The organism is Kribbella caucasensis (assembly GCF_004361855.1).
Taxonomy (GTDB): domain Bacteria; phylum Actinomycetota; class Actinomycetes; order Propionibacteriales; family Kribbellaceae; genus Kribbella; species Kribbella caucasensis.
Genome location: NZ_SNWQ01000013.1, coordinates 23014 through 43909, shown reverse-complemented (window position 1 = coordinate 43909; position 20896 = coordinate 23014). Strand labels below are relative to the sequence as shown.

Here is a 20896-nt window from a genome sequence, read left to right as displayed (position 1 = left end):
CTACATCTCCGGCCGGCGGCCGAGATGGCAGGCGGCCTCGTGATCGCCTTCGCCCGGGCGCGGGGTTAGCGCGGGCCGCTCGGTGATGCAGCGCTCCCCCACCCGATCGGTGTACGCGCAGCGCGGCTGGAACGGGCAGGCCGTCTCGATCGAACCAGCTGACGGCAACTCGCCCGGGATCGTGGCCAGCCGACCCCGCCGCGGTACGTCGGCTCGCGGCGTCGCGCCGAGCAGGCCGAGGCTGTACGGATGGGCGGCGCGGTGGAAGAGATCCCGGACCGTACCCACCTCGGTCGCGTGGCCGGCGTACATGACCAGGATGTCGTCGGCCACTTCGGCCACGACGCCGAGATCGCGCGAGAGCAGCACGAGCGCCGTACCGAACTCGGCCTGCACGTCCTCGAGAAGCCGCAGGATCTGAGCCTGGACCGTGACGTCGAGGGCCTTCGTCGGTTCGTCCGCGATCAGCACCTTCGGGTTGTTCACCAGCGCCATGGCGATGACGACCCGCAGCCGCATTCCCCCGGAGAACTCGTGTGGATACGACTTCGCACAGGTGGCGGCCGAGGGGATACCGACGAGGTAGAGCGTCTCGATCGCGCGCTTCCAAGCCTCCTTCTTCGACACGTTCTTGTGCAGCCGGTACGCCTCGGCGATCTGCCAGCCGACGCTGTAGTACGGGTTGAGTGCGGACAACGCGTCCTGGAAGACCGCGATGTCTTTGCCGCGGATCCGCCGCAACTCGTCCTCGGCCAGCCCGTTCAGCTCCCGGCCGCTCAGCAGTATTTCGCCTTTGACGTCAGCGTTGGACGGAAGCAGGCCCATCACCGCGGCCGAGCACACACTCTTCCCCGAACCAGACTCCCCCACGATCGCCAGCGTCTTGCCGGGCGCAACGGAGAAGTCGACACCGGACACGACCGGAGCCAGCCCGCCTCCGGTCCGGAACGTCACCTGGAGGTCGTGGACCTCGAGTACAACCGCGGACCCCACGAACACTCCTGACATGAACGCAACACCAGCCGGACGGTCGGCCAGAGTCTCCCACCAACCGGGTCCTGTTGCACTAGTTCTCCCGAGGTGGGCCGACCGAGTCTCGCTCCACCAGCGGACAGTCGACCATCAACGGGCCGGATAGGTCGGGGTCTTCCGGGCTGGTGATGATGCGGCCGGCGGCTCGGCCCATTTCGTAGTGCGGGAGTACGACGGTGGTGAGGCGCGGGTGGAGGTTGTCGGCCAGGTCCGGCTGGTCGTCGTACCCGACCAGGCTGACGTCGTCGGGGACCCGGAGGGACATCTCGTGGAGGGCCAGTAGGGCGGCGGTGGCCATCCGCTCGTTGCCCATCACAAGAGCCGTCGGGCGGGCGGTCTTGAAGACCTTGCGGGTGAGGTCGTAGCCGGAGTTCAGCGGTACGGGTCTGGCGGCTCGGGTCAGGTTGACGTCTCCTCGGCGTCGATGAGCTCCCAGTCCCGGCGTTTCGGGATCAGCCGGGTGGCGACGAAGGCGATGATCGCGCCGAGCAGGAATCCGGGGATCACCCAGCGCCATCCGGTCATGATCGACGAGTCGGTCGCCGCTTGGGTCTCAGTCGATGCCGGCGCGGCGGCGTTGCTCGTCGTACCGTCACCGTTCGTCGTACCGTCACCGTTCGTCGAACCGTTGCCGGTCGTCGCCCCGTCGCCGTTCGAGTTGGTCGCGTCGTCCGTGATGGTGCCAGGCGCACCCGTGGGTCCGCCGTACGATCCCTTGCCCAGCAGTCCAAGGCTGCCGAGCACATCGAGCAGCTTCTTGGGATTGCTCACGCGATGCCAGCTCAGCTGCTCTGGCATCCCCCGACCGGTGTGGTCCTCGGACGTCGCGACCCACGGCCCGCCCGGCGCGTCGAGATAGATGACGTCGAGCCGCCAGACCGACATGTCGTGGATCAGCCAGGTCGCCCGGACGAACCGCCCGACCGCGTGCTCCTCACCTCCGGACGACGCCGTACTGCTCGCGGCCGTCACCACCTGCATCAGATTGGTGTACGCCGGATCGTCGTAGCCGACGGCAACCACCTTCGGAGGCGCACTCAACAACACACTGGTCGGCCCACCCGCCTGAGCCGGCCCCGCAAACCCGGCCGACGCGACCACCAGCACCATCAGCAGAACCACCCGACGCACCCAACGCCCCATGACGCCCTCCATCAAGTCCAGTTACCCCATCTACACCGCCCCTCCCCCACCGGTTCCGTCAAGCGGCGGGTTGGGTTGAAGATGTCCGCGTAGGCTGCCGGGATGGAGCCGAGCAAGGACCTCAGCAGCCTTCGGATCGTGCCCGCGGGGCCGAGCGACATCGACGCGCTCTTTGGTATCTATGCCGAAATGGCGGCCGACGGTGGGGCCGAGCCTCAGCACGGAAAGCCGCTGAGGCAGACCTTCAACGAGGGGTGGGTCCGGGACCGAGCCGTCTATGCCGCGCATCTGGACGGGGTCATGGCCGGCGGCTATTTTCTCCGTCCCAACTTCCCCGCCTTTGCGGCACACATCGCGCAAGGGGGCTACCTCGTAGCTCGCTCGGTGCGGCGTCGGGGCATCGGGCGCAAACTTGTCGAGCATTCGCTCCACCAGGCGACCGCCGATGGCTACACCGCGATGATGTTCAACCTCGTGATGGAGAGCAATCCTTCCCGTCGCCTCTACGAGAGCGTCGGCTTCAAGGTGATCGGCTCCATCCCCAACGTCCAGGGCAACGAGGGCGCCCTGATCTATTGGCGCGAACTTGCGCCAAGGACATCCAGCAGCCTGTCGGGTCAATAGCGGCTAATTCCGTTGCTGGGCTGTGGGGGCGTCGACAGAATGGCGCGCATGCGTGGATTTGAACCGGCGAACAGCTTCGGGCCCGAGGTCGCGGCCAGTTACGACAATTCGGCGCGCGGCGACGAGGACGCGGCGGTCGCGAAGCTGGCCGAGTTGGCGAAGGGGGACTCGGCGCTCGAGTTCGCGATCGGGACGGGCCGGATCGGGCTGCCGTTGTCGGCACGCGGGATCCGGGTCGACGGGATCGAACTGTCGCCGGACATGGTCGAGCAGTTGCGGAGCAAGCCGGGTGGGGCCTTGCTGGAGGTCCTGGTCGGCGACATGACGACGACCACGACGGGCCGGACGTACCCGCTCGTGTATCTGGTCTTCAACACGATCTTCAACCTGCTCACGCAGGACGACCAGGTCCGCTGCTTCGAGAACGCTGCCCGGCATCTCGACGACGAGGGCGTGTTCCTGGTCGAGGCCGCCGTACCGAGTGCGTGGCTGCCGAGCAACTCCTATGTCAACGCCGAACACGTCGGGGCCTCGGCCGTCGTACTCGACGTCTGCCGCTACGACCCGGCGACCCAGATCCTGGACGAGAACCACGTCCGCCTCGACGCCGGCGGCGTCCGGTTGTCGCCGATCTCCTGCCGCCTGGCATGGCCGACCGAACTCGACCTGATGGCCCGGATCGCCGGCCTACGCCTCGTGGACCGCTGGGGTGGCTGGAACCACGAGCCGTACACCGGCGAAGGCAAGCACGTCTCGGTCTACGGCCGCTGAGGGCTAGGGCCGCTGAGGCGAGGGTTGGGGCTGCTCAGGGTTTGACGGCGAGGGCGGCTGCGATGAGGCGCTCCCAGGCGGTGAGTTCTTCCGGCGGCTCGGTCGGACGCCACTCGGCCGCGGGGACCAGGCCGGGCTCGAGAATCGTCAGCTCGTCACCGAAGAGGGCGATGATCTCCTCGTCGGTCCGCCAGCGGCCGCGACCCAGCGAACCCTGCAGCAGCTCTTGCATTTGGGCGCTGCGCGGATCGTTCTCGCTGCGGAAGTGGCTGATGAACACGTAGCTGCCGGCCGGGATCCGGTCGACCCAGAACTTGACCAGCGCCGCCGGGTCCTCGTCGTCGTTCAGGTGGTGCAGGATCGCGCTGAGGATGATCGCGACCGGCTGCTCGAAGTCGATGAAGTCCCGGGTCTCCTGGCTCTCGTAGATCCCGGTGGAGTCACGGAGATCGGCCTGGAAGACGGTCGTGTCCTTGTTCTCGGCGAGCAGTGCCCGGCCGTGCGCCAGTACGACGGGGTCGTTGTCGACGTACACGACCTTGGACCCGGGTGCGTGCCGCTGGGCGACCTGGTGCACGTTGTCCGCAGTCGGCAGCCCGCTGCCCAGATCGAGGAACTGCCGCACCGGCGTGTTGACCACGATCTCCTTGACCGCGCGGGTCAGCACACCGCGGTTGTCGAAAGCAATCGCCCGCGAACCCGGCAGGTCGTTGATGAACTTGTCCGCGAGGGCCCGGTCGACCGCGTAGTTGTCCTTGCCACCAAGAAGGTAGTCATAGGTGCGAGCGATACTCGGCTTCGTCGCGTCGATGCCGGGGATCACCGTCTCTTCACGGCCCTGCGCGCCTTCTGCGGCCATCGCGGCGTTCCTTCCCGTCCGGGTTGTGCGACCTCGGTCACTCTATGCGATGCGGAGTGCACCCGTCGCGCCGACCCGGAGTGCCGACGATTGCGTCCGCCTACCTCGTTGCGGATACAGCGATCTCGGTCGCGCGGGCCTTGTCCGCAACGCCTTCGAGCCGGAAGGTCAGTCCGTCGTACACCCAGACCAGCGTCGCCCCGGCGACCCGTTCGACCCGCTCGTTGCCGTCCTTGTCCAGCAGTACCAAGTCGTGCGGGGTGGGGAACCAATAGCCCTCGACGCCGTCGACCGGTTCGAGGCTGGAGTGGTACTTCTTCACGTAGAGCGGGGACAACTCGGCGGCGAACTGCTCCAGTCTTTGCCCCGTCTGCCAGCCCATCGCGATCATGCCGGTCGAGGCCTCCACACCGGTCGGAGTACCGAGCACCTTCGGCACGACCGGCACGAATCCCGCGCGCCGCCCGGCGTCCTCCAACGACAACCGTCCAGTGACGACCGGCGGAGCCGGCGCAGTACTCGGGCCACTCGGTACCGGTCGCGCCTCCACTCCCCCGATGCTCAACCACTCCGCCACGGCAGCCCGGACGGGAGGCGTCAACGCAAGACCGGCAACCAGTACTGCGAACAGAGCCAACAACGCGCGCCACTTGCTCCGGATCACGTCAAGCGGCGTACGGCGTACCGGTTGATCCGCCACTCGCTCCAGCACGGCCGTGGTCAGCCCCTCGGCAACGGGCGGTACGACGGAACGCCCGAGCGAGCGCAGTTCGTCAGCAAGCTGCTCGTCGGTCATCGCTGCACCTCCTTGTCGGGTAACTGACTGCGCAGTCGTTCCAGCGCACGGTGGAGCCGCGACTTGACCGTGCCGCGCGGCCAACCCAGCACGGTCGCGGTCTCCTGTTCGTCCAGCTCCAGCAGATACCTGCAGGTGACGACCAGCCGGTACTGCTCCGGTAGCGCCCGCAACGCGTCCAGCAACTCCCGACGCCGCTCAGCGGACAGCACCTCGACCGCCGGATCGAGCACGTCCTCCGGAACGCTCGCCAGTTCCTCCCGACGCGCACGACGACTCCGCGACCTCTGCAGATTGCGCGTCTCGTTCGCCACGATCCGCAACAACCACGGCCGGAACGCCGACCCCTTCCGGAAGCTCCCGAGCGCCCGGTACGCCTTCACGAACGACTCCTGCACCACGTCGTCCGCATCCGCCCCCGCCCCCAGCAACACCGCCATCCGCTGCGCCACCGGGGCATGCGCCACCACCAGTTCCGCGTAGGCGCCCGAATCACCCCCACGGACCCGCTCAACAACCGCACCCTCATCAACCGAGCTAATGCCGCCTCCTATCCGCTCCCCCTCTCTACACCGCCGCGAGAGGTGCGGTTCCCGGCCGCGCCGACGGGATCTCAGTCTCGATCGGCGCCAGGGGTGTCGAGTAGGCGGTCGAGTTCTTCGGTTGCTTCTTCGGCGCCGGCGTCGGAGAGGCGTTGGAGTTCTCGGAGGTCGCCTGCGGCTACGGCGCGGCGGGTCAGGAACGTGCCGGCGCGTTCGCTGCCTTCGTCGAGTAAATCGTTCAGTTCGGCGAGGTCGCCGCGTTCGTCGGCGAGGTCGGCCAGGCGGTCCAGGGCCTTTTCGTTGCCCTCGTCGGCCAGTGCGCGCAGGGTCTCCCGGTCGAGGTTCGTCATACCAGCCATGGTTCAACCTTTACCTTAAGGGCAAGGTCAAGTGCGCGATCATGGGGACGTGCTCACCATCGGACAGCTCGCTCGGTACGTCGGCGTGTCGACCAAGACCGTCCGCGTCTACCACAACAAGGGACTGCTCCCCGAGCCCGAGCGGGACTCGTCCGGCTACCGGCGTTACACCGCCCACGATGTGGTCGAGCTGATCAAGATCCGGACGCTGGCCGAGGCCGGCGTACCGCTGGCCAGGATCCGCGAACTCAAGGCAGCACCGGACGAGATCTTCCGAGGTGCCATCGCCCAGATCGACGACGATCTCGGAGTACGCATCCGAAGCCTGCGCCAAACCCAGCGGCGACTGCGCGAACTCGCCGAGGGCGCCACCCGACTGCTTCCCGCCGAGGTCGACCACCACCTGCAGGGACTGGCTGAGCTCGGGTTCAGCGCGCGATGGGTCGCGATGGAGCGCGACCTGTGGATCCTCGTGTTCGCCACCCACCCCGAGACGGCCCCCGAGCTCTTCAAAGACCAGGCCGACGCCCTGACCGACCCGGACCTCCGGCAGCTCTACCTCGACTACGACCACGCGCACGACCTCGACCCGCGCGACCCGTTCCTCACCGATCTCGCCCGGCGCATCGTCCAAGCGACAAGACAGCGCTACGGACCGGGCGACCTCCCCGGACAAGCGACCGACATCTCCCAGCTGGTCCAGGGCGCCGTCAACGCCTTGTCCCCCGCCTGGCAACAACTCGACTCCCTCATCCGCCACGACCTGCGTCTGTCGGATCGCGCGGGCTCCCGATCGTCTCCCTGATGTAACCACCTCACGACGACGGGAGATCAACCATGAACCCCACTGCGAACGTGCTCGATATCGCGGTTACCGATCTCGGCGCGGCGATCGCCTTCTACCGGCAGCTCGGCCTCGAGTTCATCCCGGATCCGCACGTGCCGACCGATCACGCGGGATGCGACCTGCCCAACGGGTTCCATCTCATGCTCGACACCGACGACCTGCGCGCCAAGAGCACCGCGAACTGGACTCCGCCGACGAGCGGCCGCACGTTCCTCGCGTTCGAGTTCCCGACCCCCGCCGACGTCGACGCGAAGTACGCCGAACTGGTGGCAACCGGCGTCACCAGCCTGCAGGAGCCCTTCGACGCGTTCTGGGGGATGCGGTACGCCACCGTGGCCGACCCGGCCGGGAACGGGATCGATCTGTACGCCAACCTCCCCGCCGGCTGACCCACGATCGGACAGACTGACCAGAGGAGGTGTGCCGAAAGTGAAGTATGTGCTGATGTTCGTCGACACCGAGGAGTACGAGAAAGAGATCGCGGCGATGAGCCCACCGGAAGTGGCGGAGGTCCATCGGCGGGTCCGACAGTGGTTCGCGGATCACGCTGACAAGATCCGGGCCACCACCGGCAAGCTCCAAGGCGCCCGGGCGGCGACCACGGTGCGGCTGGACGGCGGGCGGATCTTCGCCACCGACGGGCCGTTCATGGAGGGCAAGGAGGTCATCTCCGGCTTCACCGAGATCGAGGTCGAGGATCTGGACGAGGCGCTCCGGATGGTACGAACCTGGCCCGCCTGCCCGCTGATCGAAATCCGCCCCGTGGAAGTCGAAATCCGCCCCATGGAGCCATGACCAAAGCCTCCGACGAGTTGGCTAGCGTGGTCCGGGATCACGCCGGCCGGCTCGCCGCGTCGCTGGTGTCGTTGCTCGGTGACTTCTCCGCCGCCGAGGATCTGGTCCAGGACGCCGTCGAGGCGGCGCTGCGGCGCTGGCCCGAGGAGGGCATCCCCGAGCGCCCGGACGCGTGGCTGTTCACCGTCGCCCGGCGGCGCGGTCTCGACGTACTGCGCCGGCAAGCCAACTACCGCGCGAAGCTCACTCAACTGGAAACCCCCGAGCAGCCGCCGCCCGACGACCGGCTGCGGTTGATCTTCACCTGCTGCCACCCCGCCCTCGCCCGTGAGGCCCAGATCGCGCTCACCCTGCGCGTGGTCTGTGGTCTCACCACGGCCCAGATCGCCGCGGCGTTCCTCGTCCCCGAGGCGACCGTCGCGCGGCGCATCACCCGGGCGAAGCGGAAGATCGCCGACGCCGGAATCCCGTACCGGATCCCGCAAGACGACGAGCTCCCCGAACGGCTCGACGAGGTCCTGACCGTCATCTATCTACTGTTCAACGAGGGCTACCTGTCCAGTACTGCGGACCGCGCGCACTCCCGCGACCTCGTCGACGACGCCGAATGGCTCACCGCACTACTCGCCGGCCTGCTACCCAACGAACCCGAGGTCGCCGGCCTGCTAGCCCTGATCCGGCTCCACCGCGCCCGTACGACGGCCCGCTTCACCGCCAAGGGAGACCTGATCCTCCTCCAGGACCAAGACCGCGCCCGGTGGGACCACACCGCGATCGCCGAGGCCATAACCACGCTCACCCGAGCGGCCCGACGCCACCGCTCACCCGGTCCGTATCAACTGCAGGCCGCCATCGCCGCCTGCCACTGCGAAGCACCCACCTGGGCCGACACCGACTGGCAGCAGATCCTCGTCCTGTACGACATGCTGCTCCACCTCCAGCCCAACCCCGTCACCCGCCTCCACCGCACGGTCGCCGTCCGGTACGTCGATGGCGTCCACGCAGCCCTGACCGAGTTGGACGCGCTAGAACCCGATCTCCAGCACTACCCCCTCTTCCACGCCACCCGGGCCGAACTACTCCGAGCCGCCGACCACCCCGCCGAAGCCCGCGCCGCCGACCAACGAGCCCTGATTCTCACCACCAATCCAGCCCAGCAAAGCCTCCTCCACGATCGCCTCACCACTTACTGAGAACTGCGTCAAATGATGCGTGGACCGTCGATCGGCCGCAAAAAAGGCCGGGGCTGTATAAGGTCGGGGCTGTGCCCGATGTCGATGCCTCGTTCCTGCGTCTTCCCCGTCATGAGTTGGCCGGTGCCGCGTTGCAGCGGGCACGGGACCTGGGGGCCACGTTCGCCGAGTTCCGGTTGGAGCGGATCCGGTCCGAAGCGATCTCGTTGCGGGACAGCGTGCTCCAGAGCGCCGTCGACGACGAGGATCTCGGGCTGGCGGTCCGGGTGATCCACGACGGGACCTGGGGGTTCGCGGCGGGTGTCGCGCTGACCACCGACGAGGCGGTCCGGGTCGCGGAGCAGGCGGTCAACATGGCCCAGGTGTCCCGGCCGATCAACACGGACACGATCGAGCTGGCCGGCGAGCCCGTGTACGACGACCTCACGTGGGTCTCGTCGTACGAGGTGGACCCGCTGAGTGTGCCGCGGGCGGACAAGATCGCACTGCTGACCGACTACAGCGACCGGCTGCTCAATGCGGACGGAGTCTCGCACGTGAACGTGTATGTGGCCTCTGTCAACGAATGCAAGTTCTACGCGAACTCCGAAGGTACGTCGTACACGCAGCAGCGGGTCCGGATCGGGCCGGAGGTCGAGGCGGTCGCGGTGGACGCCGAGTCGGGCCGGTTCGACTCGATGGCCAGTTGCGCGCCACCGGCCGGACGCGGCTGGGAGTATCTGACCGGCACCGGCTGGGACTGGGACGACGAGCTCGCCCGGATCCCCGGCTGGCTCGCCGAGAAGATGGCCGCGCCGACCGTCGAGGCGGGCGTGTACGACCTGGTCATCGACCCGACCAACCTCTGGCTGACGATCCACGAGTCGATCGGCCACGCCACCGAGCTGGATCGCGCCCTCGGCTACGAGGCGAACTACGCCGGCACCAGCTTCGCCACCCTGGACAAGCTCAACAAACTCCAGTACGGCTCCCCGATCATGCACGTCACCGGCGACCGGACCGCGGAGAACGGCCTGTCCACCGTCGGGTACGACGACGAGGGCGTCGCCGGGCAGCAGTGGGACCTGGTGAAGGACGGGATCCTGGTCGGGTACCAGGTGGACCGCCGGATGGCCAAGGTCAACGAGGACGTCCTCGGCACGCCCAGGTCCAACGGATGCGCGTACGCCGACTCGTCCGGGCACATCCCGATCCAGCGGATGGCGAACGTATCCCTCCAGCCCGACCCCGGGGGACCCTCGACCGAGGAGCTGATCAGCCGGGTGAAGAACGGGATCTACATCGTCGGCGACAAGTCCTGGTCGATCGACATGCAGCGGTACAACTTCCAGTTCACCGGCCAGCGGTTCTACAAGATCACCGACGGCAAGCTCGACGGCCAACTGCGCGACGTGGCCTACCAGGCGACCACGACCGACTTCTGGGGTTCGATGGAGGCCGTCGGCGGACCGCAGACCTACGTCCTCGGCGGCGCGCTCAACTGCGGCAAGGCCCAGCCCTCCCAGTCCGGCGCCGTCACCCACGGCTGCCCGTCGGCGCTGTTCCGCGGCGTCAACATTCTCAACACCACGCAGGAGGCCGGCCGGTGACGACCGCCATTCAGCTCACCCCGCAGGACACGATCGAGCGGGCTCTCGACCTGGCCGCGGCCGATGGCGCCGAGAGCTGTGTCGTGCTGGTCTCCGAGACCTCGAGCGTGAACCTGCGCTGGGCCAACAACACCCTGACCACGAACGGCGCCATGCGTGGTTCGAGCGTCACGGTGATCGCGACCGTCGGAGCAGGCGAGGGTACTGCGGCCGGCGTCGTCACCCGCTCGTCCGTCACCGACCTGACGTTGCGCGATATCGTCTCGGCGGCCGTCGCCGCGGCCCGCGCGTCGAGCCCGGCCGAGGACGCGCGCCCACTCGTCCAGGGCACCGTCAGCCCCGACTGGGACGAGGAGCCCGACGAAACCTCGGTCTCCGTGTACGAGAAGTTCGCCCCTGCGCTCGGCGAGGTCCTCACCCGGGCCGGCCAGGAGAACCGCTGGCTGTACGGGTTCGCCGACCACCAGGTGGTCACCCTGTACGCCGGGTCGTCGGCCGGCCTGCGATTGCGGCACACGCTTCCACGGGGACACGTCAGCTCCACCGGCAAGACGGGTGACCTCAGCCAGTCGGCCTGGGTCGGTACGGCGACGCGCGACTTCACCGACATCGACGCGCACGCCCTCGACGCGGAACTGACACGGCGCCTCGGCTGGGCCACCCGGACCGTCTCGGTGGAGGCCGGCCGGCACGCGACGGTGCTCCCACCAACTGCGGTCGCCGATCTCACGACGTACCTGTACTGGTTCCTCGACGGGCGGGATGCGCACGAAGGCCGCTCGGTGTTCTCCAAGTCGGGCGGCGGCACGCGGATCGGCGAGGCGCTGTCGGAGCGGCCGGTCCGGCTCCGGTCGGATCCGAATCAGGCCGGGCTGGAGTCGTTCCCGTTCGTGGTGGCGGAGTCGTCCAGCGGTGCGTCGAGCGTTTTCGACAACGGCCTCACGCTCTCACCGACCGACTGGATCCGTGGTGGCAAGCTGGAGAACCTCTTCCAGAGCCGGTTCACCGCCGACCTGACCAGTGCGCCGGCCGTGACCCCACCGATCGGCAACTACGTGCTCTCCGTCGACGGCGCGACCGGATCTGTGGACGACCTGGTCGCGGGGCTCGATCGAGGGCTGCTGCTGACCTGCCTGTGGTACATCCGCACCGTCGATCCGCAGACCCTGCTGCTGACCGGTCTGACCCGCGACGGGGTCTACCTGGTCGAGAACGGCGAGGTCACGGGCGCGGTCAACAACTTCCGCTTCAACGAGAGCCCGGTCGACCTGCTCTCCCGCTTCACTGCGGCCGGGGCGACGGTGCCGTCGTTCTCCCGCGAATGGGGTGACGGCTTCTCCCGTACCGCGACTCCGCCGCTGCTGGTACCGGACTTCAACATGTCCACGGTCAGCCAGGCCAGCTGACCACGCGAGGCCCGCGATCCCGCAGTACCGGCTCTGGACAAGCCAAGGTCCCGCGAACCGCCTCTGGTTCGCGGGACCTGCGCTGTGTGGACGGATCAGACCGTCGGGTAACCCGGCTCGGCGTTCCCAGCGCCGGCGCCGAAACGCTCGGCGGCCTTCGGGTCCGGGCCGTACTGGTTGTCGCCGGGGTTGCCCTCGGTCGCCGCGAAGACGATCAGCACGATGGCGCCGATCAGCGGGACCAGGCCGATGAACACCCAGAAACCGGACTTGCCAGTGTCGTGCAGCCGCCGGACCAGCACCGCGATGCTCGGGAGCAGGACGGCCAGCGAGTAGATCGTGCTGATGATCCCGACGCCGCTGCCGTTGGTGCCGGCGACGCTGTCGACGATGCTCAGGATCACCGAGATGACCAGGTTGAACAGGAAGAACATCCAGTACTCTTTGCGCCGCGCGCGGCCGCTGAATACGGCGTACTTCTTCAGGACCTCTGTGTACCACTGCATTGCTTACTCCGTTGGTCGAAGGTGAGACGCGGACCGACTCTGTCGGAACCGGTCCAGTTCGTCAATGCAACTTTTCGCTTTGGTGACCACACCGCAACCTACGACGCCGTCGGTCAGGCCGCGGTTCCGCCTTTGGCTTGGGTGATTCGCCAGAGCCGGCGCTGTCCTTCGCGGTACGGCGCGACGTCGCGCAACTCCCACCGATCGGCCAGCTCGTGAATCAATTCCCGATCGAAGAACCGGCAGGCGAAGCCTTGTTTGTCCAACAGTCCGTCACCGAGTTCGTCGCCATTATCATGGCAAGGGTCCTCGGTGGACCAAACGCTGTAGACGAAAAGCCCGCCCGGTCGCAGGACGCGACGGATCTCGTGCATCAGCGACCGCAGCTCGGCGCGCGAGAAAGCCATGTTCAGCAACAGATTCGCGTACACCGCGCCGACCGTCGCATCAGCAGGCGGTAACGGATCGCGTACGTCGTGCAACGCCGCGGTGACGCGATCGTCGAGCCCTTCCCGCTGCGCGTCCAGCCGCAACTGGTCGAGCGCCGCTTCGCTGAAGTCGGTCGCGTGCACGCTGAAACCCTGGCCGGCAAGGTAAAACGCGTCCCGGCCGTGGCCGGCGCCCAGCTCCAGCACGTCATCGATGCCCTCGGCACCGAACAGCGCGGCGGTCCAGCGCGCCGCCGCGGACGGCTCCCGCCCGTTCAGTCGCGGGTTCTGCTCGTACGCCGCCTGCCATCTGTCCTGCTGAGCCCGTGCGAGCTCTTGTCCAGTCTTCATCCTGCTCCCCGTGGTGTCCTCGCCGGTCTGGACGACCGGCAGACCGCAGCAGCCTACGCGACGATTTGAGTAGACGTACTCAAGCGGTGTGCCGAACCGTGGCGGGACAGTGGGATCACCATCGCCCGAGGAGCCAGGATGAACCCCCAGTCGACCCAGTTCCGCTGCCCCACCTGCAGCAGTCCCCTGACACTCACAGTCACCCCATTCGTTGCCCCCAGCCCGCTACCCCCGCTCCCGGCGTACCCCGCACCCATGCCGCCGCAAGCCCTCCCGCCGGCACCACCCGACTTCCCGCCCCAAACCTTCCCGGGTCGCAGCTTCCCCGCGCCCCCGCCGCGCGGCGTCCAACCGCCGGCCCCACCCTCGACCCCGCAACCGGTACCAGCGGCCACCGCGCGTCACCTTCCCCCGCCTCCTGCCCCGCCGCAGCGTCAGCAGCGGCCGCCGAGCAGACCTCGACGGCGCTTGAGCCCACAAGCGACCCTCCTCGCCCTGGGCGTCCTCCTCCTGCTCGCCGCGGGTGTCACGTTCCTCGCCGTCACCTGGGACAGCCTCCCGGTCGCCGCCCAGGCCGCCATCATGGGCACCCTCGCCACCATCGCCCTGATCGGCGCCATCCCGATGGCCAAGCACAAACTCGCCGGCACCGCCGAAGCCCTCGCCATCCTCGGCTGCGGTCTGCTGATCGTCGACCTCTACGGCATCCGCGCCCTGGGCCTGATCACCGCCTCCGACGCCCTCACCTACACCGCGGCCGCCGCCGCGATAGTTGCCGCCGTCAACCTGCTGATGAACCGCCTCGCGCCCACCGTCAAGACCTTCGGCCTGGCCGCCGTCATCGTCGGGCAACTCCCCCTACCCCTCTTCCTGGCCGACCGAGTCGACCTGGCGGCCCTGCTGCTCGGCCTCCTCATCCAACTCGTCATCACCCTCTACTGGTCCGCACAAGGCACCCGCACAGTCCGCATCACCGGCGCTATCTGCTCCGCAACAGTCTTCGCGGGCATCCTGCTCACCGGATCGACCCGAGTCCTCATTGCCCTGGTCGCCGACCGCGACCCCAACTTCGCCGACTTCATCGCCGACATGTTCGGCCTCTCGGCCACCGCGTTCGTCCCCCTCGCGGCAACCACCGCGATCGTCTGCCTCACCGCCGCCACCGGGATCCTCCTGCTCAACAAGCGAACGCTTCCCGGCGGTCTCACCCCCACTCCGGGCGAAATCCTCTGCACCGCTACCGCCGCGTTCACCGTCGCAACGTTCCTCCCCCAGATCCCCGAGGCCGGCCGCTGGCTGACCACCGCCCTCGCGACCGTCCTGGTTCTCGTCGAACTCCTCCGACCCCGCCGTACCGGCCGCCTGACAACTATGTTGCTCACGGCAACGACGACCTCAGCCACCGTCGCAGTACTGGTCAGCACCTTCTCCTCCGATGTCCGGCAACTCAGCCTGATCGCCGCACTCGTGGCCGCCCTCGCCCTCGTCGCCGGTTGGCGCAAGCGCCTCGAGGCGACCACCACCGCGGCGACCGCCGGATTCGCCGCCCAACTCGCCATCGTGCTCGCCGTCATCGACGAGTTCATCACCCTCTGGACCGGCGGAATCGCCCTGGCCGTCGTCGCCGCCTGCTCGATCGCCGCCGCCACCCGGTACGTCGGCCGCCCGCCGGAGCGCGCTCTGCTGATCTCCGGAGCGACCGCCGCCCTCCTCGCCGAGATCGTGATCCTGCTGGTCTCGCCCGGCACCGGCACCGGAGTCGTCCTCACCATCGCGGCCGCCCCGCTGGTCGCGTACGGCATGCAGCCCGGTCGCCGAGACGCCCTCCTCGTCGCCGGCCTCCTACTGATCTTCGCCAACACAGGCTTCGTCCTCGGCACGGACACCACCACCGTCGAGTGGTTCACCGTCCCGCCGGCCGTGATCATGCTCGCCCTCGGCATCCTTCGCTGGCGCGACCAGCCCAGCTGGCTGTTCCTCGGTCCCGGCCTGCTACTCGGCCTGGTCCCCTCCGCCCTACTTGCCGACGGCAACGACATCCTCCGGACCACCCTGGTGATCACCGCCGCCGTCGCCGTCATCCTGGCCGGCACCCGCTTCTCCCTCCAGGCCCCCTTCGTCGTCGGCGCCGCCGTCCTCACCAAGATCGGCCTCTGGCAGTTCCTCGAGGTCGCCCCCCTCATCCCCCGCTGGATCACCCTCGCCCTGGCCGGCCTCATCCTCCTCACCGTAGGAGCCACCTACGAACGCCGCCTCCACCAAGCCAAACAAGCCGCCCGCTGGCTGACCTCCCTCCGCTGACACCCGGACCCGGCGAGTAAGAGGAGAGCTGTTGCTGAGCCACGGAACGCCGCATACTGGGCTTTCCCGGACAACGACGAGTACGGGGAGCGAATGGCCGAACGCAGCGACTGGGACTCGCCAGATGCGCTTGTGCTGATCAGCGTTCTGGAGAAGCTGAGGGCGCGCGACGGGCTAACCCTTGCCCGGCTTCAGGACGGCCGCAACGGAGTCGCCGCTCCCCTGCTCGGACTGGCCGCGACCCGGCGGTACGCGACCGTGCACGACATCGAGCTCGCCCCGGCCGCGCTCGATGTCGTGGGCCAGTGTGTGCGGCACACGATGACCGGCACCGACCAGATCGTCGCCGACGCGATCCTCGCGCTCGGTCTGTTCGCCGACGAGTACGCCCGCCACAACGTGGACTCACGGGCGATCCAGTCGCTGTCCGCCGACGCGCTCGGGCGCCGTCGTAGCGCCCTGCTCGGCAACTGGCGCCGCCTGCACGAATCCCTCGGGTACGCCCCCGGCGAACCACCGAGCGACCGAGTCCTGCGGGGTACGACGGAACGCGACGTACTCCACGAACTCGCGCGCCAGCTGATCCGCCGGGAGGTGTACTCGGTCGGCTCCAAGAGCGTGGTCACGCCCGCACCTGGAGAGATCACGTCGGCCAGTACTCCGGTAGCGCGGCGGGGCAAGGTGATCGTGGTAGGCGGCGCAGTGATGGACGCGACCTTCCGGACCAAGAACATGCCGGCCAGGGAAACCTCCAGCGAGGCGTACGGCTTCGACCTCTCCCCTGGCGGCAAGGGCCTCACCCAGGCGGTCGCGGCGGCACGGCTCGGCCTGGACGTGGCCCTGATCGCCGCGGTTGCCGATGACCGGTTCGGGCAGGAGATCATCCACTATCTGCGCGACGAGGGCGTCGACACCTCGCTGATCAAGGTCGTGCACGATGCGCGGACGCCATTCACCGGCGTGATCGAGATGGAGCTCGGTGACAGCATCGCGGTGAACTGGCGCAATCAGGTCGAGGTCCGACTCGACGTACGGGATGTCGATCAGCGGTCGCAAGAGCTGACCAACTGCGACGCCGTCCTGGTCACGTTCGAGATCCCACGCGAGACGGTTCAGCAAACGTTGGCTCTGGTGCACACCGACGACGATGACAGGCCGATGGTCATCGTGACCCCAGGGCAGCCGTATCCGGACGAGACCATCTCGCGGCACTCGCTGACTCACATCGATTACCTGGTCGCACAGGCCTGGGAGCTCGGGCGGTACGCCTCGACCAGCCAGGAGCGATTCGACCCGGACCCGGTCGCCCGGAACTTGCTGGCGTATGGCGTCGAGACCCTGTGCCTGCTGGTGAACGGCGGCTGCACGATCTACTCCGAATCTGCGCACGAGGCCTTCCTGGTACCGACGTTTCCGTCGATCTACAAGGGGTCCTCGGCCTCACGGGACGCCTTCTGCGCCGCGCTGGCCGCGAAACTGATCGACAATGACCGCGTGTTCTCCGAACAGGTCGCACTGTGGGCGGCCGCAGCGATGTCCTGTGCGACCGCCGATTTCCCGCTGTCCAATTCGATGCCTGACCGCAAACGCATCGAAGCGCTGCTCACCAGGTCGAAGTTCACGGTCTCAGTCCGCTGATCCGAAAGCTGCCCACCCTCAGGCTGCCCGAACACTCCGGCGGGCCCTGCGGGTTTGCGGGGGATCGTCCATACTTGCTGGTGACCGACAGTCGCAGGCGCCGGGGTGCGAATGGCCAACCGCGAGGAACCGGACACGTCCGAAGCCGTGGTGGTGGCGCTTGCGTTGCAGAAGCTCCGGATGCGCGGCGGATTGGTCGCGTCCCGGCTGCGTGATGCCGGAGACGGCTCACTCCTTCGCCTGCCATCGGTGCTGGAGCACGCGGCCCGGCATGAGGTCGAGCCGCCGGAGGCCGCATTACAGGTCATCAGCAAGGCGATCAGGGAACTCGCCAACGGAACGCACCGGATCGTCGCCGACTCCGTCCTTGGTGCCGGTCTTCTTGCGGATGCCTATGTCGAGCACGGGTTCGATGACCGGGTGGTCCGATCCCTTCGGGCCACCTCGCTCATGCAGCGCCGCACGACGTTGCTCGCGAACTGGCGTCAGCTACATCTGGCGATCGGCATCTCGGCGCCGGTCGCGCCCAGCGATCGGACCCTGCGCGGAACCATCGAGCCAGAGGTGTTCCGGCAGTTGGCCCGCCGGCTGATCCTGCCCGACCCGCTGGAACCAGACGAGCCCGACAAACAACCGTTCCCGGCATCCGCTCGTCGGCCCCGGCCCGCCGGCCGGGTCATCGTCGTGGGCGGCGCGGTGTTCGACTTCGTCTGGCGGACGAACGTCATTCCCCAGCACGAGACCTCGACCTTGGCCGACGACTGCCTGCTGCTCCCGGGCGGCAAGGGCGTCAGCCAGGCCGTCGCCGCGGCGCGCCTCGGACTGAAGGTCAGTCTGGTGGCCGCCCTGGGCGACGACTGGTTCGGCCAGATGATCGTCGACCACCTTCGCGACGAGAACGTCGACACGTCGCTGCTGAAGATCGTGCCCGGCGCGCGGACCCCGCTGACCGGCGTGATGGAACTGTCGCTGGGCGACAGCATTGCGGCCGTATGGCGGAACAAGAGCGCGATCAACCTCGGCATTCGCGATATCGAGCTGCTGTCTCGCCAGATCACCGACGCCGATGCCGTCCTCGCCACCTTCGAGGTGCCGCTGGAGACTCTGCATCGCACGCTCGAACTGGCCCGCTCGGGCACCGGTCACCACCCGACCGTGATCGTCACCCCCGGCCAGCCCTATCGGAACGACCGGCTCTCCCGGCAGCACCTGGGAATGATCGATTTCCTGGTCGGCCACACCTGGGAGTTGAAGCGGTACCTGCCGCCGGACGAGACCAGGTTCGACCCTGGCAGGCTGGCCGAACATCTGCTGGACCGCGGGCTGGGCACGCTCTGCCTGCTCGAGAACGGGAGCGGGCTGGTCTACTCGCAGACGGTGCCCGAACTGCGCCGGCTGCCGACCACTTCGTCGTTCTCCAAGGTCTCGGCGATCACCCGTGACGCCTTCTGCGCCGCCCTCGCGGCCAAGCTGATCGACGACGGCCAGTTCAGCGTCGGCGTCGCCGCCTGGGCCACGGCCGCGATGGAGTGTGCCGCCGAGGACTACACCGAGTCGTCGATGATGCCGGACCGCGATCGGATCGAGCGAAAGCTCCGCAACCCAAGCTGACTGCCAGTACGCCGCCGCAGCCGTCGGGGTCGTCGCCAATTGGCAACTCCGGCGCCAATTTGGCAAGCCGGCGACCGGTCGGCGATCGGTATCGCTGCCAAATAAACGGCGTTGACACCCAATTGCCGTGCTGTTCACTGAAACCAGCAAAGTCAAGCGGTGAAGGGGACCCAATCTAGCGCACACCGCCAGGAATGCAAACCCGAGTCAGCCATGGAAGTGAGGGATCCCGATGACTGAGAACAGCGCTCTGGTATTGATTCTGATGGTGATCGCAGCAGCCCTTTTGTATTCGTTCTGGAAGCAGGTTCTCGTCCTCCTGCTGCTGGGAGTACTGACGATCTTCTGCTTCGGGCTGTACAGCGTCGTCGCCTACAGCATGTCGGGCTGAGCCCGACCCCAGTCAGGGCATCCGGAAACCCCGGGTGCCCTGACCTCAACGGCGGACCAGCCTGGCCTCACCCGGGGTCAGGCTTTCGGTCTCGCCACGCACCCGGCAGCAGAAGATCTTCGACTCGACCAGCCTTGCCCGGCTGTGCTGGACCAGGGCACCCGACTGGGCTCGCACCTCGGACAGATTGGCGGTTCCGTACCTCAGTCGCAGTTGACGGGGGCTGAGGTACGACCCGTCGACGTACAGGTAGGGCCGGGGCTTGACCGACAACCAATGCTGCCAGTTGGCCGCCCGATAGCTCGACCCGGTGAAGCCGAGATTCGGGTCGACGGCGGTCGTCAACAGCTCGACCTCCGGCCCACGCAGTACGGCCCGAACCCGGGACAGCATGTACGAAATGGCGTTGCTCGGGGCAACGTCGAAGGAATAGACCCGGGATACGTCCCAGATCCGGTCCAGCGGAATTCCGAACTGCTTGCCGAGTTGCTTGCCGACCACCGGCCATTCGAGCGGCGTGACGCTGCACAAGGTGACCGGGCGGCCGTCCACCGGGTCCACCAGGGCGAAATTCCGCGAGCCCGGACGAGCGCTGCGCAGATAGTGCAGATGGTTGAAGATCTCGACGACCTCCCCGTCACCCGCACATTCGACGAACCGCAGATCCGCCAGCGGGAAGGAACGGGTCGGGATCAGATCCTCGACCTTCTGCTGATCGGCACGCAGACCGACCGCGCAGTTGCGCAGCTCGGCCTCCAGCTGGCGCAGTCCGATCCGGCCGTTGTGCGCGGCAACCCGCGGGAGATGCAGCAGAGTGCGAACTGCGAGCGCCCGCGCTTCCACCTTGTGCCGTGTCGCGGACGCAAGCACCTGGGCGGCGAAGGCCGGGTCACCGACACGGCAGTCGTCCAGCATGAACTTGGCCGGCGGTTGAAGGGGGGCGATGGCATCGAATTCCGCCCCAGCGGCAAGGGCACGCATAATCGCGCCTCCTGTCTTACTGTGATGTCGAAGACACCCTGAGATAGATGTTACCCGCGGGGACGGTCAGATCCCGGCCCGCAGCCGCCGCTTCAGGATGCCGAGCCGGGGCTGAACCAGGTCGTTTCGCAGCCCCTCCGGGTCCAGCCGGACGTACGTCACCCGGTACTCGGTCCGCAGGTCACGCCTCAGCTCGTCGTGCGGTAGACAGAGCACCGGATAGTCCCGCAGACTCTCCGCTTGATCGCCGGTGAGGTCGACGACCAGGCGTCCTGGATCGTCCTCGTCACCGATCTCTACCCAGCAATGCCGAGGAAGCACCGGGGTGTCGTCAACGGTCGACAGCACATCGCCGTAGCAGTAGGACAGCTTTAAACTCCGGTCATCCGCACGGAGTCTTTCCACCAACCACGCCGAACTCACGCCACATTGACCACGCGATGCCGGTGCCTGCTCGCCCGAGGCGCTACGGAAGCTCTCATGGATGGTCTCGTCCGACCAGGCGTCCTGTAACTGGTTCCGGTAGTAGCGGAGAGCGTCGAACAACGCATCCCGCTCGGAGCGACTCAACGGGCACGAGACAGACGAGATGTCGGTCACCGACACTGGCAAGCGTCCTTATCTGACGATTTGTTCGTAGTCGTCCATGGCGATGCACCGCGGTACCAGGCCCGGTTCGCGGGCACTGATCCCCTCCAGAACGCCCCCTGTGGCGCCATGCTCGACAATTGAC

At 67.6% G+C, this 20896-nt stretch carries 23 protein-coding genes; 12 read left to right on the top strand and 11 right to left on the bottom strand.

All coding sequences use genetic code 11. The features are described 5' to 3' along the window. From EV643_RS25245 to EV643_RS25235, 3 genes are all read right to left on the bottom strand, one after another. Positions 1-993 (bottom strand): ABC transporter ATP-binding protein, encoded by a 993-nt coding sequence (locus EV643_RS25245; RefSeq protein WP_238165787.1) that lies wholly within the window; start codon positions 991-993, stop codon positions 1-3. 73 nt (positions 994-1066) lie between these two features. Then, complete coding sequence (locus tag EV643_RS25240; RefSeq protein WP_133802624.1) at positions 1067-1549, bottom strand: substrate-binding domain-containing protein; 483 nt, start codon at positions 1547-1549, stop codon at positions 1067-1069. Beyond that, positions 1432-2175 (bottom strand): hypothetical protein, encoded by a 744-nt coding sequence (locus EV643_RS25235; RefSeq protein ID WP_133802623.1) that lies wholly within the window; start codon positions 2173-2175, stop codon positions 1432-1434. Before EV643_RS25235 ends, EV643_RS25240 begins: the two co-directional genes overlap by 118 nt. A gap of 102 nt (positions 2176-2277) precedes the next feature. Between EV643_RS25235 and EV643_RS25230 the strand changes: the two genes are divergently transcribed. Next, complete coding sequence (locus EV643_RS25230) at positions 2278-2799, top strand: GNAT family N-acetyltransferase (protein ID WP_133802622.1); 522 nt, start codon at positions 2278-2280, stop codon at positions 2797-2799. A gap of 48 nt (positions 2800-2847) precedes the next feature. Beyond that, positions 2848-3570 (top strand): class I SAM-dependent DNA methyltransferase, encoded by a 723-nt coding sequence (locus tag EV643_RS25225; protein ID WP_166665571.1) that lies wholly within the window; start codon positions 2848-2850, stop codon positions 3568-3570. 34 nt (positions 3571-3604) lie between these two features. On the opposite strand, the gene EV643_RS25220 is transcribed toward EV643_RS25225, so the two are convergent. The 4 genes from EV643_RS25220 to EV643_RS25205 all read right to left on the bottom strand — a co-directional run bounded on the left by EV643_RS25220 (position 3605) and on the right by EV643_RS25205 (position 6126). Beyond that, entirely contained in the window at positions 3605-4429 is an 825-nt protein-coding gene (locus EV643_RS25220) for an SAM-dependent methyltransferase (RefSeq protein ID WP_133802620.1), read from the bottom strand. 100 nt (positions 4430-4529) lie between these two features. Next, positions 4530-5225: a hypothetical protein gene (locus EV643_RS25215; RefSeq protein ID WP_133802619.1), complete on the bottom strand. Its 696-nt coding sequence runs from the start codon at positions 5223-5225 to the stop codon at positions 4530-4532. Next, on the bottom strand, positions 5222-5692 hold the full coding sequence (locus EV643_RS25210; RefSeq protein ID WP_238165786.1) for an RNA polymerase sigma factor: 471 nt from the start codon (positions 5690-5692) through the stop codon (positions 5222-5224). Before EV643_RS25210 ends, EV643_RS25215 begins: the two co-directional genes overlap by 4 nt. A 146-nt stretch (positions 5693-5838) precedes the next feature. Continuing rightward, complete coding sequence (locus EV643_RS25205) at positions 5839-6126, bottom strand: hypothetical protein (protein ID WP_238165785.1); 288 nt, start codon at positions 6124-6126, stop codon at positions 5839-5841. A gap of 49 nt (positions 6127-6175) precedes the next feature. Here EV643_RS25205 and EV643_RS25200 point away from each other — a divergent pair, with 49 nt between their 5' ends. From EV643_RS25200 to EV643_RS25175, 6 genes are all read left to right on the top strand, one after another. Beyond that, entirely contained in the window at positions 6176-6931 is a 756-nt protein-coding gene (locus EV643_RS25200) for a MerR family transcriptional regulator (RefSeq protein WP_133802618.1), read from the top strand. 32 nt (positions 6932-6963) lie between these two features. Further along, positions 6964-7362, top strand: a complete 399-nt coding sequence (locus EV643_RS25195; protein WP_133802617.1) for a VOC family protein — start codon at positions 6964-6966, stop codon at positions 7360-7362. A gap of 31 nt (positions 7363-7393) precedes the next feature. Then, entirely contained in the window at positions 7394-7768 is a 375-nt protein-coding gene (locus EV643_RS25190; protein ID WP_238165784.1) for a YciI family protein, read from the top strand. Continuing rightward, complete coding sequence (locus tag EV643_RS25185) at positions 7765-8961, top strand: RNA polymerase sigma factor (RefSeq protein WP_133802616.1); 1197 nt, start codon at positions 7765-7767, stop codon at positions 8959-8961. Before EV643_RS25190 ends, EV643_RS25185 begins: the two co-directional genes overlap by 4 nt. Positions 8962-9032: 71 nt before the next feature. Beyond that, a complete protein-coding gene (locus EV643_RS25180) occupies positions 9033-10550 on the top strand; it encodes a TldD/PmbA family protein (protein ID WP_133802615.1) in 1518 nt (505 codons plus the stop codon). Then, positions 10547-11956 (top strand): metallopeptidase TldD-related protein, encoded by a 1410-nt coding sequence (locus EV643_RS25175; protein ID WP_133802614.1) that lies wholly within the window; start codon positions 10547-10549, stop codon positions 11954-11956. The genes EV643_RS25180 and EV643_RS25175 overlap by 4 nt, the downstream gene beginning before the upstream one ends. 95 nt (positions 11957-12051) lie before the next feature. Here the strand turns inward: EV643_RS25175 and EV643_RS25170 are convergent, their stop codons facing one another. Together EV643_RS25170 and EV643_RS25165 are read right to left on the bottom strand one after the other, a co-directional pair. Continuing rightward, entirely contained in the window at positions 12052-12462 is a 411-nt protein-coding gene (locus tag EV643_RS25170; RefSeq protein WP_133802613.1) for a DUF805 domain-containing protein, read from the bottom strand. A gap of 113 nt (positions 12463-12575) precedes the next feature. Beyond that, complete coding sequence (locus EV643_RS25165; protein WP_133802612.1) at positions 12576-13241, bottom strand: class I SAM-dependent methyltransferase; 666 nt, start codon at positions 13239-13241, stop codon at positions 12576-12578. 468 nt (positions 13242-13709) lie between these two features. Here EV643_RS25165 and EV643_RS25160 point away from each other — a divergent pair, with 468 nt between their 5' ends. From EV643_RS25160 to EV643_RS44275, 4 genes are all read left to right on the top strand, one after another. Then, complete coding sequence (locus EV643_RS25160) at positions 13710-15542, top strand: SCO7613 C-terminal domain-containing membrane protein (protein ID WP_133802611.1); 1833 nt, start codon at positions 13710-13712, stop codon at positions 15540-15542. Between the two features lie 93 nt (positions 15543-15635). After that, on the top strand, positions 15636-17180 hold the full coding sequence (locus EV643_RS25155) for a PfkB family carbohydrate kinase (protein ID WP_133802610.1): 1545 nt from the start codon (positions 15636-15638) through the stop codon (positions 17178-17180). A 111-nt stretch (positions 17181-17291) separates the two neighbouring features. After that, complete coding sequence (locus EV643_RS25150) at positions 17292-18791, top strand: carbohydrate kinase family protein (protein WP_133802609.1); 1500 nt, start codon at positions 17292-17294, stop codon at positions 18789-18791. A gap of 232 nt (positions 18792-19023) precedes the next feature. After that, entirely contained in the window at positions 19024-19182 is a 159-nt protein-coding gene (locus tag EV643_RS44275; protein ID WP_166665570.1) for a hypothetical protein, read from the top strand. 45 nt (positions 19183-19227) lie between these two features. On the opposite strand, the gene EV643_RS25145 is transcribed toward EV643_RS44275, so the two are convergent. Further along, the gene (locus EV643_RS25145) at positions 19228-20163 is read right to left on the bottom strand and encodes a Mom family adenine methylcarbamoylation protein (protein WP_133802608.1); all 936 of its coding nucleotides are present in this window, start codon (positions 20161-20163) and stop codon (positions 19228-19230) included. A gap of 66 nt (positions 20164-20229) precedes the next feature. Then, positions 20230-20769: a hypothetical protein gene (locus tag EV643_RS25140; RefSeq protein ID WP_133802607.1), complete on the bottom strand. Its 540-nt coding sequence runs from the start codon at positions 20767-20769 to the stop codon at positions 20230-20232. Positions 20770-20896 lie beyond the last annotated feature (127 nt).

Bases quoted from the DNA above. Each gene is read 5' to 3' on its own strand.
- EV643_RS25240 (WP_133802624.1), bottom strand. From the start codon at position 1,549: ATGGCGCTGGGTGATCCCCGGATTCCTGCTCGGCGCGATCATCGCCTT.
- EV643_RS25235 (WP_133802623.1), bottom strand. From the start codon at position 2,175: ATGGGGCGTTGGGTGCGTCGGGTGGTTCTGCTGATGGTGCTGGTGGTC.
- EV643_RS25230 (WP_133802622.1), top strand. From the start codon at position 2,278: ATGGAGCCGAGCAAGGACCTCAGCAGCCTTCGGATCGTGCCCGCGGGG.
- EV643_RS25225 (WP_166665571.1), top strand. From the start codon at position 2,848: ATGCGTGGATTTGAACCGGCGAACAGCTTCGGGCCCGAGGTCGCGGCC.
- EV643_RS25220 (WP_133802620.1), bottom strand. From the start codon at position 4,429: ATGGCCGCAGAAGGCGCGCAGGGCCGTGAAGAGACGGTGATCCCCGGC.
- EV643_RS25215 (WP_133802619.1), bottom strand. From the start codon at position 5,225: ATGACCGACGAGCAGCTTGCTGACGAACTGCGCTCGCTCGGGCGTTCC.
- EV643_RS25205 (WP_238165785.1), bottom strand. From the start codon at position 6,126: ATGGCTGGTATGACGAACCTCGACCGGGAGACCCTGCGCGCACTGGCC.
- EV643_RS25195 (WP_133802617.1), top strand. From the start codon at position 6,964: ATGAACCCCACTGCGAACGTGCTCGATATCGCGGTTACCGATCTCGGC.
- EV643_RS25185 (WP_133802616.1), top strand. From the start codon at position 7,765: ATGACCAAAGCCTCCGACGAGTTGGCTAGCGTGGTCCGGGATCACGCC.
- EV643_RS25170 (WP_133802613.1), bottom strand. From the start codon at position 12,462: ATGCAGTGGTACACAGAGGTCCTGAAGAAGTACGCCGTATTCAGCGGC.
- EV643_RS25165 (WP_133802612.1), bottom strand. From the start codon at position 13,241: ATGAAGACTGGACAAGAGCTCGCACGGGCTCAGCAGGACAGATGGCAG.
- EV643_RS25155 (WP_133802610.1), top strand. From the start codon at position 15,636: ATGGCCGAACGCAGCGACTGGGACTCGCCAGATGCGCTTGTGCTGATC.
- EV643_RS25150 (WP_133802609.1), top strand. From the start codon at position 17,292: ATGGCCAACCGCGAGGAACCGGACACGTCCGAAGCCGTGGTGGTGGCG.
- EV643_RS44275 (WP_166665570.1), top strand. From the start codon at position 19,024: ATGACTGAGAACAGCGCTCTGGTATTGATTCTGATGGTGATCGCAGCA.
- EV643_RS25145 (WP_133802608.1), bottom strand. From the start codon at position 20,163: ATGCGTGCCCTTGCCGCTGGGGCGGAATTCGATGCCATCGCCCCCCTT.